Origin of the sequence: Suicoccus acidiformans, assembly GCF_003546865.1 — a bacterium.
Taxonomy (GTDB): Bacteria; Bacillota; Bacilli; order Lactobacillales; family Aerococcaceae; genus Suicoccus; species Suicoccus acidiformans.
Genome location: NZ_CP023434.1, coordinates 2,240,042 through 2,264,630, shown reverse-complemented (window position 1 = coordinate 2,264,630; position 24,589 = coordinate 2,240,042). Strand labels below are relative to the sequence as shown.

At 45.1% G+C, this 24,589-nt stretch carries 16 protein-coding genes and 1 pseudogene; 9 read left to right on the top strand and 8 right to left on the bottom strand.

The window, feature by feature from the left end:
* Positions 1–10: 10 nt before the first annotated feature.
* Entirely contained in the window at positions 11–1,264 is a 1,254-nt protein-coding gene (locus CL176_RS10640; RefSeq protein WP_205528164.1) for a glutamate-5-semialdehyde dehydrogenase, read from the top strand.
* 340 nt (positions 1,265–1,604) lie between these two features.
* Here the strand turns inward: CL176_RS10640 and CL176_RS10635 are convergent, their stop codons facing one another.
* The gene (locus tag CL176_RS10635) at positions 1,605–2,960 is read right to left on the bottom strand and encodes an aspartate kinase (protein WP_118991256.1); all 1,356 of its coding nucleotides are present in this window, start codon (positions 2,958–2,960) and stop codon (positions 1,605–1,607) included.
* 235 nt (positions 2,961–3,195) lie between these two features.
* Here CL176_RS10635 and CL176_RS10630 point away from each other — a divergent pair, with 235 nt between their 5' ends.
* Complete coding sequence (locus CL176_RS10630; protein ID WP_118991255.1) at positions 3,196–4,392, top strand: homoserine dehydrogenase; 1,197 nt, start codon at positions 3,196–3,198, stop codon at positions 4,390–4,392.
* 10 nt (positions 4,393–4,402) lie between these two features.
* On the top strand, positions 4,403–5,278 hold the full coding sequence (thrB, locus tag CL176_RS10625) for a homoserine kinase (protein WP_118991254.1): 876 nt from the start codon (positions 4,403–4,405) through the stop codon (positions 5,276–5,278).
* 59 nt (positions 5,279–5,337) lie between these two features.
* On the opposite strand, the pseudogene CL176_RS10620 reads toward thrB, so the two are convergent.
* The 4 genes and pseudogenes from CL176_RS10620 to CL176_RS10605 all read right to left on the bottom strand — a co-directional run bounded on the left by CL176_RS10620 (position 5,338) and on the right by CL176_RS10605 (position 10,645).
* A pseudogene (locus CL176_RS10620) lies at positions 5,338–6,444 on the bottom strand (alpha-hydroxy-acid oxidizing protein).
* A gap of 23 nt (positions 6,445–6,467) precedes the next feature.
* Positions 6,468–7,196 carry an LrgB family protein gene (locus tag CL176_RS10615; RefSeq protein WP_118991253.1) on the bottom strand — a complete coding sequence of 243 codons (729 nt, stop codon included), beginning with the start codon at positions 7,194–7,196 and terminating at the stop codon, positions 6,468–6,470.
* Positions 7,196–7,588 (bottom strand): CidA/LrgA family protein, encoded by a 393-nt coding sequence (locus CL176_RS10610; protein ID WP_118991252.1) that lies wholly within the window; start codon positions 7,586–7,588, stop codon positions 7,196–7,198. Before CL176_RS10610 ends, CL176_RS10615 begins: the two co-directional genes overlap by 1 nt.
* A gap of 333 nt (positions 7,589–7,921) precedes the next feature.
* The gene (locus CL176_RS10605) at positions 7,922–10,645 is read right to left on the bottom strand and encodes a cation-translocating P-type ATPase (RefSeq protein ID WP_118991251.1); all 2,724 of its coding nucleotides are present in this window, start codon (positions 10,643–10,645) and stop codon (positions 7,922–7,924) included.
* A 364-nt stretch (positions 10,646–11,009) separates the two neighbouring features.
* Between CL176_RS10605 and CL176_RS10600 the strand changes: the two genes are divergently transcribed.
* The 3 genes from CL176_RS10600 (at position 11,010) to argS (ending at position 17,156) form a co-directional block, all read left to right on the top strand.
* Positions 11,010–11,783 (top strand): class A sortase, encoded by a 774-nt coding sequence (locus tag CL176_RS10600; protein ID WP_118991250.1) that lies wholly within the window; start codon positions 11,010–11,012, stop codon positions 11,781–11,783.
* Between the two features lie 153 nt (positions 11,784–11,936).
* Positions 11,937–15,155 carry an MSCRAMM family protein gene (locus tag CL176_RS10595; RefSeq protein ID WP_118991249.1) on the top strand — a complete coding sequence of 1,073 codons (3,219 nt, stop codon included), beginning with the start codon at positions 11,937–11,939 and terminating at the stop codon, positions 15,153–15,155.
* 309 nt (positions 15,156–15,464) lie between these two features.
* Positions 15,465–17,156, top strand: coding sequence for an arginine--tRNA ligase (argS, locus tag CL176_RS10590; protein ID WP_118991248.1), 1,692 nt, complete (start codon positions 15,465–15,467; stop codon positions 17,154–17,156).
* A gap of 307 nt (positions 17,157–17,463) precedes the next feature.
* Here the strand turns inward: argS and CL176_RS10585 are convergent, their stop codons facing one another.
* Positions 17,464–17,832, bottom strand: coding sequence for a DUF488 domain-containing protein (locus CL176_RS10585; protein WP_118991247.1), 369 nt, complete (start codon positions 17,830–17,832; stop codon positions 17,464–17,466).
* Positions 17,833–18,248: 416 nt separating this feature from the next.
* On the opposite strand from CL176_RS10585, the gene nagA reads away from it, so the two are divergent.
* Positions 18,249–19,409, top strand: a complete 1,161-nt coding sequence (gene nagA / locus CL176_RS10580) for an N-acetylglucosamine-6-phosphate deacetylase (protein ID WP_240430551.1) — start codon at positions 18,249–18,251, stop codon at positions 19,407–19,409.
* A gap of 11 nt (positions 19,410–19,420) precedes the next feature.
* Here the strand turns inward: nagA and CL176_RS10575 are convergent, their stop codons facing one another.
* Complete coding sequence (locus tag CL176_RS10575) at positions 19,421–20,053, bottom strand: copper homeostasis protein CutC (protein ID WP_118991245.1); 633 nt, start codon at positions 20,051–20,053, stop codon at positions 19,421–19,423.
* A 120-nt stretch (positions 20,054–20,173) separates the two neighbouring features.
* Between CL176_RS10575 and CL176_RS10570 the strand changes: the two genes are divergently transcribed.
* Positions 20,174–21,067: a DUF7916 family protein gene (locus CL176_RS10570; RefSeq protein WP_118991244.1), complete on the top strand. Its 894-nt coding sequence runs from the start codon at positions 20,174–20,176 to the stop codon at positions 21,065–21,067.
* Positions 21,068–21,080: 13 nt separating this feature from the next.
* Positions 21,081–22,574 (top strand): N-acetylglucosamine-specific PTS transporter subunit IIBC, encoded by a 1,494-nt coding sequence (gene nagE, locus CL176_RS10565; RefSeq protein WP_118991243.1) that lies wholly within the window; start codon positions 21,081–21,083, stop codon positions 22,572–22,574.
* A gap of 692 nt (positions 22,575–23,266) precedes the next feature.
* On the opposite strand, the gene CL176_RS10560 is transcribed toward nagE, so the two are convergent.
* On the bottom strand, positions 23,267–24,550 hold the full coding sequence (locus CL176_RS10560; protein WP_118991242.1) for a DUF4352 domain-containing protein: 1,284 nt from the start codon (positions 24,548–24,550) through the stop codon (positions 23,267–23,269).
* Between the last annotated feature and the right edge of the window lie 39 nt (positions 24,551–24,589).

Here is a 24,589-nt window from a genome sequence, read left to right as displayed (position 1 = left end):
AATGACAGAAATGGCAATACAAGATTTACGCACGATTGGTCAGAAAGCCAAAGCAGCCGCCCGTCAAATGCGTCTGGCGGACGCTCAGGCTAAGAACGAAGCCTTGGAAGAGATGGCTCAGGCAATTGAAGCCAAAGCAGCGCAAATTATTGAAGCGAACCAAGAAGATTTAGCTAAAGGGCAAGAAGCAGGCCTAACTGAAGCCTTGCTAGAACGTCTTACCTTAACACCAGATCGTATTCAAGGCATGGCCAATGGCTTAAGGCAAATGGCCTCTTTACCTGATCCACTGCTTGTGACAGATAAGGAATGGATTAACCGCGATGGCTTACGTATTAGTCGCCGCCGGGTTCCCCTTGGTGTAATTGGTATTATTTATGAATCTCGTCCGAACGTAACCGTAGATGCAGCCGGCCTCACTTTAAAAGCTGGCAATAGCACCATTCTCCGCGGGGGTAAAGAAGCCCTCACGAGCAATCAAACCATTGTAGCTATTTTGCAAGATGCTTTGGCGGAAACCCAATTACCTCGTGAAGCAGTGCAACTTATTACGAACCCATCCCGGAAATTAGCAAGCCAATTCATGCAGATGAATGACTATGTTGACTGCCTCATACCAAGAGGTAGTGCAGGCCTGATTCAAGCAGTCTTAAAGCAAGCGACGGTACCGGTCATTGAAACTGGCGAAGGGAATTGCCACTTATATATTCATGAAGCAGCAGACTTTGATAAAGCCCTCAAGATCTTAATCAATGGCAAAACACAAAGGCCATCGGTATGTAATGCCCTAGAGAATCTTATTATCGATGAGCAAGTGGCTAGCGATTACTTACCGAAATTCGTGGACGCTTTAGCTGCTCACAATGTCGAAGTGGTAGGTGATCACAAGGCTTGCAGTATAGACCGCCGTATCGCCTTAGCTCAGGAAGAGGACTTCGCCCAAGAATTCCTTGATTTAAAACTGGCAGTTAAGATTACCTCCAGCTATGCTGAAGCAGTGGAGCATATTGAAGCATATTCAACAGGTCACTCTGATGCGATTATTACGGAGAACTATCAAGTCGCTCAAGACTTTATGAATGACATAGATTCCGCAGCTGTCTATGTCAATGCCTCAACCCGCTTTACCGACGGAGAAGTCTTTGGTTTCGGCGGAGAAATCGGCATCAGCACCCAGAAACTTCATGCACGTGGACCAATGGGCCTTGAAGCCTTAACTAGTTATAAATACACCATCCAAGGCGACGGACAAATTCGCTCCTAAGCCAATACCCCCAGCAGCACTTCTCGTTATAGGAAGTGCTGCTGGGGTATTTCAATAAGACGTGGGCTGACTTCAAAGCTAAAGCTAAGGAAGGGGCCGCAAAGTAGTCGGATATGGAAGCTAAACTCCCCTCGAATTATATATCTCAATGAGTGTAATTATGACTGAAGGTTGATACGACTGTATTTCTCAGGAGAGATTTATTCAGCATAGGTTGTATAAAATAGCGAGAGTTTACGCTACACAATACTTTTGCCAATAAAAACGGCCAAAAGAAATGCACGCAATCAGCAAGTTGATTGCGTGCATTTCCCGCTATTAAGTAAAAAGTAATGTAGTGTTAACGATCGAAATATGTATGATACAGACTGTGAATCGCTGTGTCTAAATCTTTCGCTTGAATTGCAAAGAACATACTAATCTCCGAAGCGCCTTGGTTAATCATTTGCAAGGAAATATTATTCTCAGCAAAAGCTTTTGTCGCTCGGTAGGCAGTACCGATGGCGTTACGCATGCCTTCACCAACCACAACGACCATGGCTAAGTCTTTCTCCACATGCAACCATTCTGGTTGAAGTTGTGTTTCAAGAACTTCCATAATCTCTTCGAATTTATTATTCCCTTCAAATTGATCTGAGCGCATCAAGACAGAAATGTCATCGATGCCTGTAGGCATATGCTCAATTGAAATGCCGAAATCTTCAAAGATTTGCAAGAAACGACGTGAATAACCGACTTCTCGGTTCAATAAATATTGCTTAATAGTGATTGATAAGAAGCCGTCGTCGCCACTGACCCCAATAACTGGATACTCATCGACAGAACCCCGTTCACTTACAATTCGGGTGCCGCCGGCTTTCGGATCATTCGTATTCTTGATCATAATAGGGATTTTGACTTCATATAGAGGTTCTAGCGCCTCATCGTGGAAGATACTGAAACCAGAGTAGGACAGCTCACGCATCTCCCGGTAAGTAATCTCTTCGATCGGGTGTGGGTCTTTAACAATGCCTGGATGGGCTGAGTAGATATAGTTTTGATCAGTAAAGTTCTCGTATAATTCAGCGCCTACACCTCGAGCAATAATTGCGCCGGTAATGTCAGAGCCACCACGGGAGAAAGTAACGATGTCGCCATCTTTCGAGTAGCCGAAGAAACCAGGAATGACATTAACTGTGTCGGTGTCTTTCAACTTAGCAATCGCTTCATAGGATTCAGGCAATAAGCGGGCATTGCTGGGCTCATCGCTGACTAGGATTCCGACTTCTCGTGGTGACCAGTAGCGACTCTTCATGCCAATCGAATTGAAGTATTCTGCAATCACCTGAGCATTAAAGTCTTCCCCACAGGATTTCAATGCATCCAGAAGACGTTCCGGATCTTCGATATTGGCTAAATGATCTTTTAAGGTCGCTTCGAATTTCTCAAGCAGGCCACTGTTGACACCTAATTCATCAATAATCGCCGCATAGCGTTGAAGAATTTGCTCAATGGCTGGTTGGGTATCCAAGCCTGTTCGATGGTTGGTGAACAGGGCAATGAGTAAATCGGTTACTTTCGTATCCGCATCGTCCCGCTTGCCAGGAGCACTGACAACGATATGACGGATGTTAGGATCATCTTGGATTATTTTGGCTACTTTCTTAATTTGACCAGCGGAAGACAAGGAGCTTCCGCCGAATTTTGCAACTTTCATGAACTCACCTCTTTTAATATAACGTTAATGATACATTAAACAGTGGAAAAATGAAAGACTTTATTGTAAGATAGGGAAGAGTTTACTCTTTCAAACGGCTTTCAAACTCTTCAGACTTTTAATTTTATAAAAAAATTCCTACGGGAAGAAAAAGAAGCGCGTTTGTGCTGATTGAAAAGATAGGTTTGAAATGAGATTAGTTTCATCATTTTTTAAGATATAAAGGAGCGGCGGAATGAAGATTGCATTATTAGGAATGGGTACAGTTGGAAGCGGCGTAGCAAGGATTCTGCTGGAGCAAGCAGATTTGCTGGCGGAGCGTGTGGGAGAGCCGATGACATTGACGCATATTATGGCTCGCAGTATTAATAATCCTTACGATTTAGATTTATCGTCTGTTACGATGGTAGAGTCAATTGACGAAATCGTAGCCAGTGATGTGGACTTGGTCATCGAATTAATTGGTGGGGTGGATCATACTTTTGCATTTCACAAGCAATTAATTCAAGCAGGCAAGCACATTGTCACCGCCAATAAAGATATGTTAGCCCAACACATTGATGAGTTAGCAGCAATGGCGAATCAAAAGCAGGTTCAAATTGGCTATGAAGCAACCAGTGGTGGGGGTATCCCTATTATCCAACCCTTGGAACATGCCCTGAATGCACAACATGTGGAGCGTGTGATGGGAATCCTCAACGGTACGACCAATTTCATCCTAACCAAGATGACAGAAGAAGGCGCAGCTTATGGCGATGTGCTGAAAGAAGCGCAAGAATTAGGCTACGCGGAAGCTGATCCAACCAATGATGTGGAAGGCTTTGATGCTCAGCGTAAGATTTCCTTGCTGTCTCGACTAGCTTATCGTCGTCAAATTAATGTACACGATATTCCGGTGAAAGGTATCAGTCAAGTAGATGTGGAAGACTTATCCATTGCAGCAGAGAAGGGCCTTGTCATGAAATTGATTGGCCAAAGTCAATTTGACGGAGAAATGTTGCATATAAGTGTCGAGCCGATGTTCTTGCCAGCTAACCATCAACTAGCCCATGTTCGTCTGGCTAAGAATGCGATTTATGTTGAAGGGGAAGCCGTCGGTGAGACGATGTTCTACGGTCCAGGAGCAGGAAGTATGGAAACAGCCTCAGCGGTTGTCTCTGATGCGATGAATATCGCCCGTTTCGGCTTTATTGGTAACGTAGCGCCTGAGCAGGCTGTAGCAGTTTCAGCGAAAGAAACGGCACAAGACTACTACATTCGCTTGAAGACACCGAACTCGCAAGCACTCCATCACTTAAAAGAAGCAGGTTACACCTACGAAAGTATTCATGCCGAGAAAGGAGCCTTCCTGCTCTCGAACGTGACGGCAGAGCAATTAGCCAGCATCGATGAGTCCTTAGGCCTCAGCGCGGCTTACCCAATCGTAGCTTAGGAGGGACATTGTGGAAAGATTTACAATTAGTGTTCCTGCAACAACCGCTAATCTTGGCTTAGGCTTCGATTCCATGGGCATGGCCTTGGTGAAATACTTAACCATTCAAGCTGAATTGAGCGATACCTGGTCCTTTACCTACACACAAGAAGCTTTAGAGGTCTTACCAGCTGATGAGAGAAATTTAGTCTGCCAGACTGCCCAGCAAGTGGCCGCTAAATACCAGAAGACGATGCCGGCTTTAGCCATTGAAATGACGAGCGATATCCCTCTCACTCACGGCCAAGGAAGCTCTTCCAGTGCTATTGTGGCGGGGATTGAGCTGGCAAATCATTACTTAAATTTGAATTTAAGTGAGCGGGAGAAAGTTGAAATAGGTAGTGATATTGAAGGTCATCCAGATAATGTTGGTCCTTGTGTAACCGGTGATGTCTTTATCGGCTTTTATGAAGATGGCCAGCTATACTATGAAGTAATTGAGCTACCAAATATTCAAGTTATTATGACAACCCCACCTTATGAAATTAGCACCGCTGAAGCACGGAAAGCTTTACCAGAGCAATATGAGAAAGGCCAAGCCATTGCTCAGAACGCAGCCAATAACGTCATGGTCCTCAAGATGCTTCATCAAGACTACCCAGCCATGGGAGCTTTGATGATGCGCGATCAATTCCACGAGCCTTACCGGGAGCATTTAATTCCAGAATTTATACCCCTGCGCCAATTAGGCCAGGAATTGGGAGCCTATGCCACGGTTATTAGTGGCGCCGGCCCATCGATTCTGACCTTGGCTGCCCAGAATAAAGCCAATGACATCCTACAAGCCTTCCAAGAGGCAGAGCCGGATTGTCAGCACGAATTGTTGGATATTCATCGAAAGCAATAACAAAAAAATCCGCAGAGTTTGCTATAAGTTAGCATCCTCTGCGGTTTTTAATTTGCGATTTATTTCATATCAAACAATCGAGCATTCTTCACATCTTCAATGGTTTGTGTTCCGGCTAGTTGCATCACCCGTTGTAAATCTTTCTCAAAGTATTCAAAGACAGATTGTACACCCTTCCAGCCGCCTAAGGCAAGACCGAAGAGAACTGGGCGCCCAATGGCCACAATGTCTGCACCACTAGCTAGTGCTTTGAAGATATGCTCACCGCGGCGAACACCAGAATCAAAGACGATTGGTACCCGACCTGCCACAGCTTCAGCAATACCTTCCAGAGTCTCAAAGGATCCTGGTGCGCCATCTAATTGACGTCCACCGTGGTTAGATACCCAAATGCCATCTACACCTGCGCCAATGGCTGCAAGGGCGTCTTCTGGGCTTTGGACTCCTTTTAAGAAGACTGGTAGTTGGGAGTGCTCTTTGATGAAGCGAATGTCTTCTAGGCTGATTTTCTGCTTGGATTGGGCGTAGATATTATTGAGGGACATATTTGCTCCGGTCCCAGTTAAGTAGCGGGATACAATTGGCATGCCGAATGGGTAGACGAATTTGTTCTTGTCGTCCCGGTCTCGGTTGCCCGATAGCGTTGCATCTGCGGTTAAGATGATGGCCGTTGCGCCGTCTTGCTTGGCTTCGTCAAGAATGTTCTTATTCAGCTCATCGTCCTTACTCATGTAAATTTGGAACCAGCGTGGGTTGCCGTTTAAGCCTGTTTCAATCTCTTGGAATGTGGCTCCGGAATAGGCACTAATCGACATAATTGTGCCACCGAATTCACTAATGCCTCAGGCTGTACCGGCTTCTTTCGATTCATGAGCTAAGCCGTGGGCAGCAATGGGCGCCATAATATAAGGAACTTTCAAGTCATGTTCGAAGATGCGCGTGCTTGTGTCTGGGAATTCAACATCGGCCGCCACCCGAGGGAGTATGCCTTTAAAGTTAAAGCTTTCAACATTGCGGCGGAGGGTGAATTCATCACCTGAGCCACCGGCCATATAATCGAAACCACCTTTAGGCACGATTTCCGACGCGAAATCTTCCAGTTCAATGGTGTTTACGATATCTAGCGACTTCACTTCTTTAGGTGCGTTGTAGTTTGTTTCTGTCATGATATTTCTCCTTTATAGTTAACTTAGAGTAATGTTTGCAGTAGGGGCCCAACTAATGGAGCCAGTAGAACCGTTACAATACCTGTGATGATAATGGATAAACCAGACATAGCGCCGTGAACATCGCCCATTTGGATGGCTTTTGACGTACCCATTGCATGGGCAGACATACCCAGGGCAACACCTTGAGCTACTGGATCGTCTATCTTGAAAGCTCTTAATACTTGCTCGCCAATAACCGAACCGATGACACCTGTAAAGACGACTAAAGCGACCGTGAGGGAAACAATCCCCCCAAGTGACTCCGTTATACCGACTGCAATTGCTGTGGTGATGGATTTAGGATACAAGGTTGCTACCATCTGCGCGTCAAAGTCGAAAATCCAGGCAAAGATAAAGACCAGGATGGTATGAACGAGGACGCCACCGATGATACCTGAGAGAATCGCTGGATAATATTTAGCAAAGTACTCAAAGTTCTTCTCCAGCTTGATTGCCAAGGCGACAGTAGCAGGGGTCACCCATATGCCGACGAATTGACCGCCCGCCTGATAAGTTTCATAAGGCACGTTCAATACAAGAAGTAGGGCAATTAAGACAATAATGGATAAAAGCAATGGATTCACAAAGGCTCTAAAGGTAGGGTGCTTGATTTTACTTTGCAAAGCAGCAATCCCAACAAAGATGCCTAAGGTCAGTACAATCCAAAGGGTCTGACTATCCAATATTACGTTGAAGGTATTTGTAAGCATTATTTCTTATCCACCTTTCCTTCCTCTTGGAGTGAATGTGGCTCTTGCTTGCGCTTAATCGCTTGCACAATGTGTCCGACGATACCAATAAGTACGACGACACTGATCAATAGAATCAGTAAGAGCTGCCACCAAATTCCACCTAAAATATCAAAATTAGTCATCAAACCAACCCCAGCAGGGACAAAGAAGATGGCCATATTATCTGTAAGCCATGTTCCCACATCTTCAACATCTTCCATTGCTAGCCAATTATAATGAAGGGCGATAAATAATAAGATCATTCCAATCACACTACCCGGAATAGCAACAATGGACCGGATAAGGCTGGACAATAGTTCGCCTAGCAAAGAGAATAAGAAAATCCAGAATAATTGACGAATAATCTTCAACTGTCTGCTCCTTTCTTTTATAGTGATAGATTAATTAAAGCATTTTGAGAAAATGTTAGCAAATTAAAAGTTTGGATAGATAATAAGTATCGTTTATATGAAAGGGTTTTCTTTATAGTTATCAGCAATTATTCAAGTTAACAGAAATATATGCAGAGGCATTATTTATGCATCGATGTGGTGTGGGGATAAATTATCTAAATACCCTCACAATTATACAGCTCAATGAATATAAGTATTACTGAAGATTGATACGACCGCATTATTCAGGAACGCAAACAAGGCCAACACAAAAAACCCACCAAGTCAATCGACTCGATGGGTAAGCGATGCTTAACGATCCGTATTTACCACACGTTGGTAATCGTCTGCTTTGCCAGTAACACGGAAAAGCCACTTCACAATTTCAACGATGATAACTAGGGCAAAGGCTGCTGCGAAACATAGCAACCATTCTTGGCCGTTTGGAAGCGTAACGTCAAAGTATGTATTAATGCCTGGTACTAATACAACGACAAGAATCATTGCACCAGATAATAGGAAGGCACCGTTAAGGTATTTGTTATCAAATGGATTGCCACTGAATAGTGAACGGAAGATTGACTTCACGTTGTATGAGTGGAATAGTTGGATAAAGCCGAGAGTGATAAAGGCCATCGTTTCAGCTAAGTTAATTGTCTCAGGCATCATTGCTGTCTCAGCATGTAAGACGAAACGTGCGTACCAGTATACAAAGAGGGTAATACCACCTTCTGCGATACCTTGGTAGAGAATACTTGGGAGAACTCCGAAAGATAGGAAGCTATCTTCTGTTGTACGCGGGGCATGATCCATGACATCTGGTTCAGCGTCTTCCATACCTAAAGCGATGGCTGGGAATACGTCGGTAACTAAGTTAATCCATAGAATGTGGACTGGCTCAAGAATTTGCCAGCCGAATAAAGTAGCAATAAATAGGGTCATCACTTCCCCTAAGTTAGCTGAAAGCAAGAATTGAACTGCTTTCTGGATGTTGGCAAATACTTTACGTCCTTCACCAACGGCAGATACGATAGTCTCAAAGTTATCGTCGGCCAGAACCATATCAGAAGCACCCTTAGATACTTCCGTACCGGTAATACCCATACCAACCCCGATATCTGCTTGCTTCAAGGACGGCGCATCGTTTACACCGTCACCGGTCATGGCTACGACTTTATCATGAGATTGCCATGCACGGATAATGCGAACCTTATGTTCAGGTGATACCCGAGCGTAAACGGAGTAATTTTCAACATTGCGGGCAAGTTCTTCATCAGACATCTTGTCTAATTCGGCACCTGTCATAACGTGTTCTTCGTTATTTGGATCGTTTGGATCAAGGATTGTTAAACGCTCTGCAATTGCTTGCGCTGTAATGGCGTGGTCACCTGTAATCATCACTGTGCGGATACCAGCGTTACGGGCAAGACGAATGGAGTCACCAGCTTCTGGGCGCTCAGGGTCAATCATACCAACGAGACCTGCAAAGATTAAGTCTTGTTCAACCGTCTCAGTATCAACCGTTGTAGGGATGGTGTCGATTTCTTTATAAGCACCAGCTAAGACACGCAAGGCATTGCGGGCCATGTTCTCATTAGCATGGAGAATCGCTGCTTTGTCGTCTTGCGTAATCGGACGCACATCGCCATTTATGTTAATGTGGGTCACGCGTTCAAGTAGTTGGTCTGGTGCACCTTTGGCAGCAACGTAATAAGTTCCATCGCCTTTGTCATGAATCGTTGACATGAGCTTACGAGTTGAATCAAATGGTACTTCCTCAACGCGAGGGTATTTCGCTAAGTCAGCTTGTAAGTCTTGGTCATGATTTTGACCGTAGTGAATCATGGCCACTTCGGTTGGGTCCCCAACGATTTTGCCTTCTCTATCTGGAGCAGCGTCGTTAGCAAAGGTAATACTACGGACAAGTGGTGAGCTAGGATCGATATATTCGCTAGCATCATTCATCGAGTTGTTGTAGTAAACTTTCTCGATGGTCATCTCGTTCATCGTCAATGTACCGGTCTTATCCGAACAGATAACTTGGGTACTACCTAAGGTTTCAACGGCTGGCAAGGTACGGACTAAGGCATTGCGATTAGCCATCGATTGCGTACCGATTGATAAGATAATCGTCGAAATAGCTGGTAAACCTTCAGGAATGGCTGCTACCGCAAGCGAAATGGAAATAAGCAACATATCTAACCATGCGAAGTCTTGGAAAGTTACCCCAACGATAAACGTAACAACCGCGACAATAATAATTGCATAAGTTAAAGTACGACCGAGTTCTTCTTGGTCACGTTGTAGAGGCGTTAATTGCTTATCTGTATTCGCCAACATACCTGCGATATGACCCACTTCTGTGTCCATACCTGTGCCAGTAACAATCCCTAAACCACGTCCGTAAGTTACGTTGGTGCTTGAAAAGCCCATGTTAACACGGTCACCAATACCCACTTCAGTATCAGTAATGGTCTCTGTGTCTTTATAAACAGGTACAGATTCACCTGTTAAGGCAGCTTCTTCGATTTGAAGTGAGTTAGCTTCAATTAAGCGCATATCTGCAGGAACCACGTCACCGGCTTCTAAAAGTATGATATCCCCCGGTACGAGTTCATTGCTTTTAATCCGGCTGATTGAGCCATCACGGCGCACACGCGCTTCTGGTGAAGACATATCTTTCAAAGCGTCAATCGCTTCTTCAGCTTTCGACTCTTGGAATACCCCCATCACCGCATTCAAAATAACTACTAGCAAGATGATAATCGCATCTGCGATTCCTTCACCTTCCATTACACCGACAACACCAGAAATCACAGCAGCAACAAGTAAGACGATAATCATAAAGTCTTTAAATTGATCGACAAATTTCTGCATGAGACTGCGATGTTCTTGCTCTTGGATTTCATTTGCCCCATATTGCTCAAGTCTTTGCTTAGCTTCTTGCGAAGAAAGCCCTTGGGCTGGATCAACATTCAAGCGACTGGTAACGTCTTGAACGCTGTCATTATAGGGTCTGTAATTTCCTTCAGACATAAGATACCTCCATTATTTTAGTCATCCTAAAGGTGTAACCCCATTAAAAAAGACTTATGCGTGACGACACTTCTGTCGTTAGCATAAGTCTCACTAATTAAGTACAGTACCAGCAGCCATATGACCACTTATCGTTGTTGATACTGACGAGGACCTAAGCCCTCCAGTTACTCCCTTATGAATATATATTCAGTATAGCTTATCTTTTTTTGAAATTCAAATGATTTCTATCGCGGAAAAGACAAAAGTTCAATTTTGTATGATGGAAGTATGAATTAAATGAGAAGTCGAGCAAGGCTGTAGTCACAGCTATGGATGAATGATATAATATATCATATATTTTAAATGAAGTTGGAGGTATGCAATGTCGAAAGAACGTAGAATGCGGCGTGAAGTCCATTATAACAAAAAGCAGAAACGTCGCGGTGGTAAATGGCGGATTGTATTAGCGAGTCTTTTAATTCTTGTAGGTCTTGCCTTATTTGCGGTGGAACCGATTAAAAATCAAATGATTCGCCAGGGCACTGAGACGAATACAGTAGGGAATGTTACCCGGGAAGATATTGTACAGAATCAACAAGCAGATGTAACCTATGATTGGAACGATATTTCTACATTGAATGCCGCAACGGTCATCGGTGATAATCTTTCAGGTGTGAATGCTGAAGAATTACCCGTTGTCGGAGGGATTGCGATTCCAGCCGTAGGAATGAATTTGCCGATTCACCTGGGCGTTTCAAATGTCGGCATGTACTTAGGTGCCGGGACGCTTTACCCGGAACAGAAGATGGGTGAGTCGAATTACCCGCTAGCCAGTCACCACTCTGTACATGATGATTTACTATTTGCTCCACTTTTACGGGTCGAATACGGGGATGTTATTTATTTAACCGACTTGGAGAATGTTTATGCTTATGAAATTGACCGTATTGAAACGGTGCCACCAACCGCAGTAGAAGTTGCTGAACCGATTCCTGAAGGCGAAACACCAATCGTCACACTGATTACGTGTGATTATGATTTAATTGACCGTGTTATCGTTCAAGGAACATTAATTGACACTGTGCCTATTAATGAAGCGTCGGAAGAAGTGTTGGATGCATTTGAAATTCCAACCACTGAAGCGGGCTTAGGCTAAAGCTATGAAGAACTCAGTTTAACTGGGTTCTTTTTTTATGAATTTTTAGGGAATAATTTTTGCAGAAATGGAAAAAATAAGAGAAATCATTGATTTTCAAAGAAAATTCGACTTTGTGTGATAAGATGAAGATGTGAAAGAGGAGGGAAAATGATGAGAGAGAAGCAATTATTAGGCTGGTTGAGTCTACTGCTGGCAGGTAGTTGTCTGGCAGGGATTCAGGTGACAGCTGAGGAAGTAAATAATCAGCCGATCGAAGCGGCCGCTCAACAAGAAGTTCCAAGTATTCAAACAGCGATTCAGTTCTATATTCAACTCGGTCAAGGGGAGCCGATTCCGCAAAGTTCGGTGAGTTTCGATTTAATTCAACGAGACCCGGTAACTTATGAGGCATTAAATATTTGGCAACATCGCCCTGAAGCGCCTCTGGAGAGCCCTTTAGCTTTAGCAGAAGGGACCTATACTTTACGCTTATACGATAGCAATGGGTTTGTGCGGGAAGACCAAGCACTCGTACCTTTAGCGGTTTATTCAGGAAATGTTAGCGATAATTTAAATACACTTACCCAAGCGAATGTTATGGCGGATGCAGGGAGTATGGTAGAACTGGCCGATGTCGGTCAGGCCTACGAATTGACCTTCCAAGTCCAAGCCAATGATCCGATGTTACCAGCTGATATGAGTTTACATATTGTCCTAGGTACTCCAGATGCAACCGTTACCTTGGGAGAAGAATCTGCCGAGGATGACCAAACAGGTGAGCCGACCGACTCTTCCCAGTCCAGTGAAGCAACCGATCCAGCAGAGGGCAGTGATCCAACGCAGGCAAGTGAAACAGACGAGTTAGCGGATACGACCTTTACCGTGAAGTTTGCCGATAGTTTTGGCCAAGGCCTTGCGGGTGTTCAAGCGAATCTAGCAGGACAGACGGGCGAGAGTGATGCTAGCGGAGCCATCGTCTTTGAAGATGTGGCAGAAGGTACGTGGCCTTTTGAAATTACGGCTTTACCAGAAGGCTATACATATCCTGGTCCACTGCAAAGTGAACTGCTTGTGACTGCGGACTCTCGGGAAGCGACCTTAACTTTAGAAGAAGCAGGCGAGCTTGCCGAAGAAGGGGCGAGTTTAACGGTTCAAGTAGTCGATGAAAATCAAGAGCCGGTGGCTGATGTTCATATTGGTGTGGGCGATAAGGAGCAGGTGAGTGATGCATCTGGTCAAGCGTTTTTTACCGGCTTAGCACCAGGTTTGACACCTATCATGGTAGTCGGTGAAGTTCCAGCAGGTTACCTTAAGCCTGAGCAAGCGCAGATGGTTGAATTGCAAACGGGTGTAGATTATGCAGAAGTGCTGACCCTGGTTGAAGAGGCACCAAGTCAACCGCAAGCCATTCGGGTAATTGACCAAGCAGGAGAACCGGTAGCTGATGCTCGTATTTTAGTCGGTGAACAGGAGTATACTAGCGATGCTTCCGGTCTTATTACCGTAGAAGCTTCCGCCATAGGCAGCGGCATCAATTATCAATTGAATAGTCTGCCTGAAGGATATTCAGGCCAAGCAGCAGGAGTATTAACGGTAAACGAATCCGGAGCCCCTCTGGACATTCAAGTGCAAAAAGAAATTGCCAAAGGTAGCTTTACCTTAACAATTGTCGATCAGGCGCAAGAACCGGTAGAAGGGGCGGATGTCGCTTTAGGTGATAAGCAGTTGACTACCGATGCGATGGGTCAAGTTGTCTTTGCCGACTTAGAACCCAGGCGCTACACCTATACCTTGCAGAACTTACCAGAAGACTATCAAGGCGATGTTACCAGTCAAGAGGTGCAGATTGCTGAAGGCGCGAGTGAGAGCAGAAGTTTAACGGTGGAGCGCGTCAAGAAATTGCAAGACAATCAACTAAGCTTTGTCGACCAATTTGAAGAACCTCTCACCTTAGACAGTGTTCAAATTGACCAGCAAGCAGTCACGATATCAGCTGGTGGTAAGGTCTTATTTAACCAAGCGGAAATGGGCGAGCATACTTATGCCATTAGTTACAAGGCACCTGATAATGTGCTTTATGAAGCGAGTGGAAGTTTCCAAGTAGAAGAGGGCCAGACGGAATATATTATTTCTGTGGAGCGACCGGTGGAATTAGGTCAAGCCGAGCTATTGATTCAAGATCAGCACGGCCAGCCGGTTAAAGGGGTGCAATTAGCCTTTGGTGGCCTAAGTGGCACTTCTGATGAAGAGGGGCGAATTGCCTTTACTGACTTAGAACTCGGCTACTATAATTATGATATTACGGAACTGCCTGAAGGCTATGAAGCAAGGGATCAAGCAGGCCAAGCTGAAATCACTGAAGGTACAAGCTTTACCGAAAGCCTTACCGTTGAAAAGTTAAAAGAAACGGGCCAATTACACATTGAAGTGAAGGATGACCAAGGTCGTCTCATTCCAGGCGCTAAAGTCCAAGTCAATGGCCAGACACTTGAGACAAATGAAGCAGGGCAAGTAGAATTTAAAGACTTGCCTGTGGGAAATGTCACACTCACTATCATCGAAGTGCCGATAGGTTACCAAATTACCAAGCAAGAGCAAGTTGTGAATATCCAAGTAAACGAAACTGTTCAACAGCAAGTCACTGTTCAGACGGTTGTAGAGTCTTCTGAAGCTAGTCAAGAAAGCCAAGAGACGTCAAGTACAGACGCTAGTACTTCGGATGAATCAGCGACTTCAAGTGAGCAAGCTTCTGAAAGCGGTTCGCGGACAATCTCAGTCGATCAAGTAACAGGCCAAGAAGCACGCTCAGATGAGCACTCACAAGCGCGTGAAGCGACCGAACAATTCCGCGATCCAGAAACGGGCATAGAGGTATGGGTGAACCCGATTGATGCGAAGAATATTGCCGGTATTGAAGTTAAAGTCTTAGAAACTTTAGAGCAGATGCCTGAGCAATTTAAAGGTGAAGATAATGACTATTATCAAATTACCCTGAAAGATGCCAATAACCAAGACGTCGCCTTAAGTCGGATTGCTGAAGTTAAGATACCAACCCGCCCTGTGAATAAGCAGATACGTGTATCCCGGGTGGCGAATGGCAATGTATCAAACTTCACCTTCTCCATTCATAATCAACGCTTAACCCTTAGAACACAAGCGCTAGGAACCTTTGCCGTGACCTATGGCGAGCAAGCTTTAGCTAAAGGGTCTGCCAGCCAAGAGAGTGCGTCAGTTTCTGTGTCAATGGGAAGCCATGTAGAATCAACGAAAAAAGGCTTGCCAGGAACCGGTGAACGACGCAGCAATGTGCTGTTTCTCCTTTCGGTAAGTTTAGTACTGATTGGGGCAATCCTTGCCTTGAACATTAGGGGTCGCCGAAATTCTCGCTAAGCAAAGCAAATTATGTAGACATTTCATTTAAACTCTGTTAGAATTGACGAGGTATATCCCCTAGAAGAGAGTAGAATTACATCCGGTTGATACAGCTAGTTGGGAAGGTGAGAGCCAACACAACCCGTAATTTGAAGCGCACTTCTTAGGTAAACTGCAAGACAGTTCGGAGTATACTCCGTTATCAAATAGAGGATTGTTAAACAATCGAACTAGAGTGGTACCGCGTACATAATCCAACGCCTCTAGAACAGTCGTTCAGACTTGTTCTAGAGGTGTTTATTTTTTTCTAGCTTGAGGAGGCTTATAATGAATAATGAAGAAATTCTAGTAGAGGCTTTACGGCCGGCTGTAGGTGAATATTTAGACGATGCAGCGATTGAACGATTGATTGAAGTGCCAAATAACCCAGAACATGGCGACTTAGCGTTCCCTACTTTCCAATTGGCCAAAGTATTGCGCAAAGCGCCCCAAATGATTGCCGAAGAAGTAGCCGAGGCGATGGACAAACGTTCCTTTAGCGAGGTTAAAGTTATCGGACCTTACATTAATGTGAAGTTACAGCGCACCAAAGTCGGAGCTCATATCATTGAACAAGTCTTAGCCGAAGGCGCAACATACGGCTCCCAGAATATTGGCCAAGGCGAAGTGATGACTATCGACTTTTCTTCCCCTAATATCGCCAAACCCATGTCAATGGGTCATTTGCGCTCAACGGTGATTGGTCATGCCATCGCAAACATTGCAACTAAGACTAATTACCAGCCCGTTCGCATTAATCATCTGGGGGACTGGGGGACACAATTCGGGAAGCTCATCGTGGCCTACAAAGGTTGGGGCGATGAGGCCAAAGTTCGCGCGAATCCTGTGCAAGAACTCGTGAAGCTTTACGTTGAATTCCATGAGAAAGCCGAAAGTGATCCGAGCTTAGATGAAGCTGGACGTGCAGCCTTTAAAGCACTTGAGGATGGTGACGAAGAGATGCTAGCATTGTGGGGTTGGTTTCGGGAAGAATCTCTCAAAGAATTCCAGAAAGTCTATGACATCTTAGGGGTGACCTTTGATTCTTATCATGGTGAAGCTTTCTTCAATGATAAGATGGAGCCAGTAATTCAAGAATTAGAAGATAAGGGCATCACAGAAGTGAATGAAGGGGCTACCATCGTTGACTTGTCAGCAGAAGACCTCCCCCCAGCCCTTATCAAAAAATCAGACGGCGCCACCCTTTACGTCACACGTGACCTCGCTGCTGCCTTTTACCGTAAGAATACCTATGATTTCGCCAAGAATGTCTATGTTGTAGGAAATGAACAACGAGTGCACTTCCAACAACTAAAAGCCGTCTTAAGCAAGATGGGCTATGCATGGTCTGAGGACATCGTGCATGTCCCATTTGGTTTAATTACCAAAGACGGGCGCAAGCTATCCACCCGTAAAGGGGATATTGTCTTACTGGAAGATGTGCTAAAGGAAGCGATTGACTTAGCCTATGAGCAAATTGAAGCGAAGAATCCTGATTTAGAGATGAAAGACCAAGTTGCTCACGATGTCGGCGTAGGCGCGGTGATTTTCCACGATTTGAAGACGGATCGCATGAACAGCTTCGACTTCAACTTACAAGAGATTGTAGAATTTGAAGGGGAGACCGGCCCTTACGTACAGTATACCTATGCCCGTGCTAAAAGTATTCTAAGAAAAGTTGGCTCAGACGCTAAATTAACCCAAGCGTTCAATTTAGATGATGATTATAGCTGGGATATTGTGAAGAAACTCGGAGCATATCCTCAAATAATTGCTCACAGCATGGAACGCTATGAGCCGTCTGTGATTGCTAAATATGCGGTGCAATTAGCACAAGCTTTCAATAAATACTATGCTAATGTCCGTATTCTTGAAGAAGACGACCAACGTTCCGCAAGAATTGCCTTAGTGCAAGCCATGACGATTGTCTTAAAGGATGCCTTGGCATTGCTGGGGGTGAATGCACCGGAGGAAATGTAAGATAGAATTAAACCAAGGGCAAGCAGCTTCAATGGAATGCTACTTGCCCTTGGTTTTTCTTATTCTCTTGGTCTTGTCCTAAGAGGGATCGGTATATGAAAAGAGTGGAATATACATCGCCATGGCCTTTTCTCCGCCGAAGAGGGCGAAGAATTTGTTGTTCGTTAATTCACTCATGGAGTCGCCGGCTTTCTTAAAGTATAATTGAAATTCAAACCATTGGCTTCATGAATCGGTATCAGGAAAGGCCACAATATTCACTCCTGGTTGTGGAATTTTTTCATAAATTGCCAGCATCAATCTTTGGCTAGCTCTGACTTTCGACCCAAGCTTTTAATACGCTAGCGGAATTGTAACGCTCTTCTTTAGAGCTGAAAACAAAGGTCACTGGTCCTTCAGCGAGGGCTTCTTGCACCGTCTGGAGGAACTTTTCCTTCGCTGGATTGTCAGCAAGCTCTGCTAAGTAACGCTCTTGGAATTCGGGAAATTTAGCGGTATCGTGCTGATACCATTGGCGCAATTCTTTGGAGGGAGCCATCTCTTTCGCCCACAGCTGACAGTGTAACGCTTCCTTCTTTACGCCACGGGGCCACAAGCGCTCCACTAAAATTCGGTAACCATCTGCTTCTTCCACTTCGTCGTAAGCGCGTTTCAATTGGATAGATTCTTGGCTCATATTGCTCATCCTTCTTTCTATAGTCTCCTGCAGTTTACCATAATTTCACTTGGAGCAATACGGTAGAAGAGGCTTTGTGAGGATATTTTAGGAGGATTTGTACTCAAATAAAGCGCATGCGTTCACATTGCGAAGATGTATTTAAGCCTATGCTTACACAGCGTCAGGCTGAGATAGAATATAGCCAGTGGAGCTTGTGCTTAGCATCGGCCTTCGTTTTGTATGAGTCGGGCAATCGCAACATGCTTCATGCGTGAGGTTTTTATTGAAAATAGGGGGCGTTTAAAGGCTATGAAACATCTTTGAAAACTGATAAAATCAGCGCTCTCTAATGCAGTCAGCATTGAAAAGTAAGCGCTTTAGGTTTATAATGGTCGTAGTGATGTAGGCGGGTTATTTGGAAAGGAGTGATGCGGGTGAATTACTATATTCACGGCCATCAAATTATTTTAGAGGATCAAGTTTTGGAGGATGCGTATTTGAAGATTAAGGAGGGGAAGTTTGACGGCGTGGTGCAAACGGCTCCTGAAGGTGCAGAGATTGTGGACTATTCCAATTATATCCTCGCCCCTGGCCTTGTGGATACGCATATCCATGGCTATAAGTCTTATGACGTGATGGACAATGATGCGCAAGGCTTGGAAGAAATTTCCAAAGGCCTCCTCGCTTGTGGGGTGACCTCGTGGTTGCCAACAACACTCACGGCACCGGCCGAGGAATTGGAAGCCGTTTGTCAGACAGTGGCGGAACATTACCAATCCTTGTCGGGCGCTAAGGTGCGCGGTATCTTCCTAGAAGGTCCCTTCTTTACGGAGAAGTATAAAGGGGCCCAAAACGAACACTATATGATGGATCCTTCGGTGGATTTATTAAAAGCCTGGCACCAAGCGTCAGCTGCCCTCGTGAATAAGATTGCGATTGCCCCAGAGCGCGACGGCGTGACAGACTTTATCCACTCAGCTACTAACTTGGGTGTCTATACAGCCTTAGCACATTCTGATGCGACCTATGCTCAAGCGATGGAGGCCGTGGAGGCTGGGGCGAATATATTTATCCACACCTTTAACGGGATGAGTGGCCTCCATCACCGGGAACCTGGTATGGTTGGCGCCGCCTTAAATGCTGGTGAAGGTGTCTATGCAGAATTGATTTGTGACGGCTTCCATGTGCATCCAGCAGCGGCTTCAATCGTGATGAAATGTCGGGGAACAGATGAGACCGTGCTGGTGACCGACTGTATGCGAGCTGGTGGCATGGGCGAGGGTGATTCAATGCTCGGCGAGCTGCCAGTCGTGGTCAAAGATGGCCAAGCCCGCTTGAAAGATGGCGGGAATCTGGCTGGATCGATTCTTGAACTGATTGATGGCGTGGCCAACGTTGTCCAATGGGGCATCGCCAGTCTGCCAGAGGCCGTTCGAATGGCTTCATTAGCGCCTGCGAAATCTGTTGGCATAGAGCACCTCTGTGGTAAGATAGCGCCTGGCTATGAAGCGGACTTTATTGTCATAGATGACACCGGTCAGTTGCAAGCAACCTATTTAGACGGGGTCAAACGCTATGATATTCTAGATGCTTAAATTCACAAAGACTACACAATACGCGTACCGTGATATTCTGGAAACTGCAAGGCTTGGTGCACAATGTGGAGGTTGCCGGTGTGGATGCCGCCACCTGGTAAGATACGTAGTCGCTCTCCGGCATAATTTTGTAAATCTTGTAAGTGTTGTATATTACTTAGAATATCTGAGCCGGCTGGCCCGCCGTGGGTAAGGATTCGTTCGATACCAAGCTTGGCTAAGTTATCGATTGCTCGGGCTTGTTCATCGACATCGAGTTCATCGAAGGCCATATGAAAGGTTAGTTGCTGCCCGTTTGCTTGGGCGATGTGAGCCATCTCCTCAGCAAAGGGAGTATCAAGTGTCGAACCATTTAAGGCGCCAAAGACGAGGCCATCCGCCCCTAGTTGGCTGGCTAATTGAGCATCTGCAAGCATGATTTGCTTTTCGCTTGTAGAATATTCAAAGTCACCTCCGCGGCAACGGATCATGGTCATCACCGGCACCTTATGCATATGGGCGGTGGCAATCACAGCTTTGATAACTCCGAAGCTCGGTGTCGTCCCACCGACGGCTAGATTGTCACACAATTCGATGCGACCGGCACCTCTATGAATGGCTGTTTGAATATGGGTAAAGTTTTCTGCGCAGAATTCTAATATCATAACTCGCTCGCTTTCTATGATTTTCTTAAATATAGCGAAATTTTATGGCCAAGTACAGTATATATGTGTAAGTGAATGTGTTATAATGGCAAAATATTTTTCAGGAAATGAGGAAGTGGAATGAAACGACTATTATCTTGTACTGCCTCGGACTTTCAAGCGATGCGTGGAAAAGACTTGGCTCACGCGATTAAAGCGAGTGAGGGACGGACAATTCTGGCTGAAACGGTGGTGACATCACCGCCTTTGCTCGAAGGGCTTACCAATGCTGAAGTGATGGCCGCTTTTGGTGCTGATTTAATCTGTCTTAATGAATTTGATGTCTTCGATAAAGGAATTAACGGCTTGCCGGCAATGGATAATCCGATTGCGTATTTGAAAGAATTGAGCGGACGTCCGATTGGCATTAATTTAGAGCCGACCGAGCCGAATAGGGCTAATTTGGAGACACAAATTAATATTTCTGCAGGCCGTCAAGCAAGTCCTGAGACCTTCCAAGCTGCGCAAGCGTTGGGTGTGGACTTTATTATGTTGACCGGTAATCCTGCTACGGGTGTCTCCAATGAAGCCATCTTAAATGTTGTGGCGGATGCAGCGAAGTACTATGACGGGCCGGTATTTGCCGGGAAGATGCATGGCGCGGGCTTGGATGAAGCCGTTGTCAACATCGAACAACTTGTGGCCTATGTGGAAGAAGGCGCCGATGGTGTAATTATTCCGGCGGTCGGCACTGTACCAGGAATAACTTTGGAACTGGCTCATGAAGCAGCGCAACGGGTGAAGGCAGCCGGTGGCTTGGTGATGTTTACTATTGGAACCAGCCAAGAAAGCGCTGATCAAGACACCATGCGCAACATCGGCTTGTGGAATAAGCAAGCGGGTGGCGATATCCACCACATCGGAGACGGTGGTTACGGCCGGATGCCCATCCCAGAGAATATCACAGCCTTATCCCTAGCCGTCCGCGGCAAACGTCACACCTACACTCGCATGGCACAATCAATTCGCCGATAAGGAGGTATGAAACATGTTAGACTATCTTCAAAAAATTGGGCGCTCTTTAATGCTGCCCGTATCTGTATTAGTTGTCGCTTCGTTATTTATGGGGCTTGGTTACGCGATGGATCCGCAAGCAATGAGCGGTAGTGGGAATACCTTCGCAATCTTTATGATTCAAGCAGGTCTCGTTGTCATTAACAACTTACCTATTCTCTTTGCACTAGGTATCGCAACTGGTTTAGCTAAGGACTCCAATGGGGCAGCCGCCCTGAGTGGGGTGGTTGGTTACTTAATGATTACAACCTTGTTGAAACCTGACACCTTATCCCTGATTCGCGGGGTAGACGTTGAGTCGATTGATTCGTCCTTCAACAATATCCAGAACGTCTTTATAGGAATTATTAGTGGGGTAACTTCCGGTGAGTTGTATAACCGCTTCCACAAGACAGAACTCCCTCAATGGTTGGCCTTCTTCTCAGGCCGCCGCTTGGTGCCAATCTTGACAGCAGTCGCATCCGTTGTGATTACCATTATCTTGTACTTCTTATGGCCAGCTGTCTATGGTGGTTTAACCGCCTTTGGTACCTTCATCTCAGGCATGGGTGCTTTTGGTGCCGGCCTTTACGGAGTCTTTAATAAATTATTAATTCCATTCGGCTTGCACCACGCATTGAATAACGTATTCTGGTTCGATACGATTGGCATTAATGACATTGGAAACTTCTGGGGTAGCACCGGAACATTAGGTATTACTGGGCGTTATCAAGCCGGCTTCTTCCCAATCATGATGTTTGGTTTACCAGCTGCTGGTTTAGCTATTTACAAGAACGCCAAACCCGAGAACAAAAAACGTGTCGGTGCCTTGATGCTTTCGGGAGCAATTGCTTCTTTTGCAACAGGGATTACTGAGCCTTTGGAATTCTCCTTCATGTTTGTAGCACCCGGCCTGTACGTCGTGCATGCGATATTGACCGGGGTGTCGATGTTTGTCTCCGCTTTATTAGAGGCAACGGCTGGCTTCTCATTCTCTGCTGGGTTAATCGACTACGTCCTATCGCTACGAATGCCAATGGCGAATAAGCCATGGATGCTTCTAGTAGTGGGTGCTGTGATGTTTGTCGTGTATTACCTTATCTTTGACTTGATGATTCGCAAGTTTGATTTGGAAACACCGGGTCGTGAGAAAGTAGACGTGAATGCGGAAGTAACGGTCTCGCCAAGTCCAAGCACTGGCGGTAATAACCAGTACGACGCAATCGCCTCTGCGGTTTATCAAGCAATTGGCGGGAATGCCAATATTAATGAAACGAATAACTGTGCCACCCGTCTCCGCTTGACCTTAGAAGACACGGGTAAAGTAAACGAACAAGCGCTCAAGCAGATCGGTGTACCAGGTTACCGCATCGTGGATAAGCATAACCTTCAAGTAATCATTGGTACAGGCGTGCAGTTTGTGGCCGATGCATTGGAAGAGGAAATGAAGCGTCATCCGGAAAGTGATATGGGTGATTCAATCGAATAAGATAAGACACAAGGACGGTTGCCGAGTTTGGCTCCGTCCTTGTCTCTGGTTATACCGTAAATTCCTCTCCTACTTTATACAATACAAGAAATAAATTATTTGCGAATCATTCAAAAGCTTTTCCCGCAAGGACTTCGGACGCACTTAGGACTCTAACTCAGCAAAAACCGCTTCGAAAGGGCCTATAGTAGATTCAAGTGCGCAGGCGAAGCTCAGAGCCTAAGTCGCTTCACTTCCTTAGGCATGTAAGGGTTTAAGTTGCCAAAGCAATATCCGTCTCATCAGCTATGCTCCAAGGCTCTGATATACGCTAGATTATTCTGTTCTTTCGAATGATTCCGCAAATTATTGGTTAGTGCAATTTTGTAAGGATAAGGTGAAATTTACATTTCAAAAAAATATTTATAACACGATGTGCAGAAAAATCTCTCCTGAAACATCCTGTCGTATCAACATTCGGTAATAATCATGTTCATTGAGGTGTATAATTTTGGAGGAGTTTAGCTTATGCCTAAGAAATTAAACCGTTGGTGGATATTACTGTTAAGGCATATTCCTAGAGATTTCTCTGTAGCTGATGTTTAAAATACGCCAGAATCTATGATATAGGGAATCGCTAAGAGAATAAGCTCATGAACTACCCTTAGCCGGGGTAATTCATGAGCTTGAATCTTTAGTTGGTTATTTAGCCTTTATTCAGAACGGTTAGCGTCCGAAATTTCAACGGCGTAATCATACAAGTCGAGGCTCCGGTATTCGTTATCAGTTATACGGGCGGACAAGGTGAAGTCTGCGCCTTCGAAACGTTTATACAGGCTGCCGTCCAGAGTGAAGGTTAAGTAATAAGTGCCTGATTCACCAACCGCTAAGCTTGGAACAGAAGGGTCTACTTCCCAATGACGGTTAGTAGAAATTTCAACGGTGTTATCGAGGACAAGATAGGCGCTCACATTTCTTAAATCAAGGCCGTCATCCCAGCCATGATTGCTTACTTCAAGGGGGATATTGATAATAATGATACCATCTTCGTACTCTTTCATCGCCTCCTCATAGGCAGCGTTAGGAACGAATTCAGATACTTGATAATAATCAAAGCCATAACTGATATCTTCAGGTTCAGCAGTAACATATGCATCGCTAACTTGCACTTCTTTGAGTAAGTCCTTAGTTCCCATATTGTCTTCTAAGACGGCATCAGGTAGCAGATGGTCCCGTGAAGCGACTTCTTCATCTTGCGCGTCATCAAAAGACACATTAATCTTGGCATTCGGCAAAATCTCAGACTCTGCTTGGTAGGTCTCTTCTGCTTGGAAACCAGGCATTTCTAATTGAATGACCGGCAATGCCTCCAGGGCCTTAATATCTTCTGGTGTAACGTTATAGACAAGGTAACCCGTCTTGCTTTCCCCAGGTTCGAGCATGTAACCTGAACTATCCCACTTTAAATCATCTACCTCTGAATTAAGCAAATAATTATAAGTGATAAGAGTTGAGAAATCTGGGAAACGGAAAGTCGGAATATTACTGTGATAAACAATCTCATCGCTATTGTTCTCAATGGTTAAACGAAGCACAACGAAGCCACCGATATCTGTTTGGTCACTGAAAGACTGTTTGAAATTATACTCGAAATCTTCCATCACATAATATTGATAGCCATCGACTCGTGCGACATCGTCACCTTCTGGAGTCGCGTTCTCAATCGGTTCTTTGGATTCATAGACTAGCTTGCTTGAAGCCGGTGCAAACATTTCCAACAAGAAGTCGACAACTTCACTGAAATCATTACTCGAGCTAACGGTTGAATCTGCGTCTTGTGCGTCTGCTGCGCTTTCATCAGCAACTTGGTTTTCACTTGTTTCAAGAGCCGAGTCCTCAGATGAACTCTCCTCAGCGGAAATCGGTGCTACCGGCAAACTTGAGAGGATTAAAGAAGGCAAGAGTCCATTAACAACAGATTTGAGTGAGCGTTTCAATAGCATAGCCTCCTTTAATCAAACTTATGCGACGTCTTC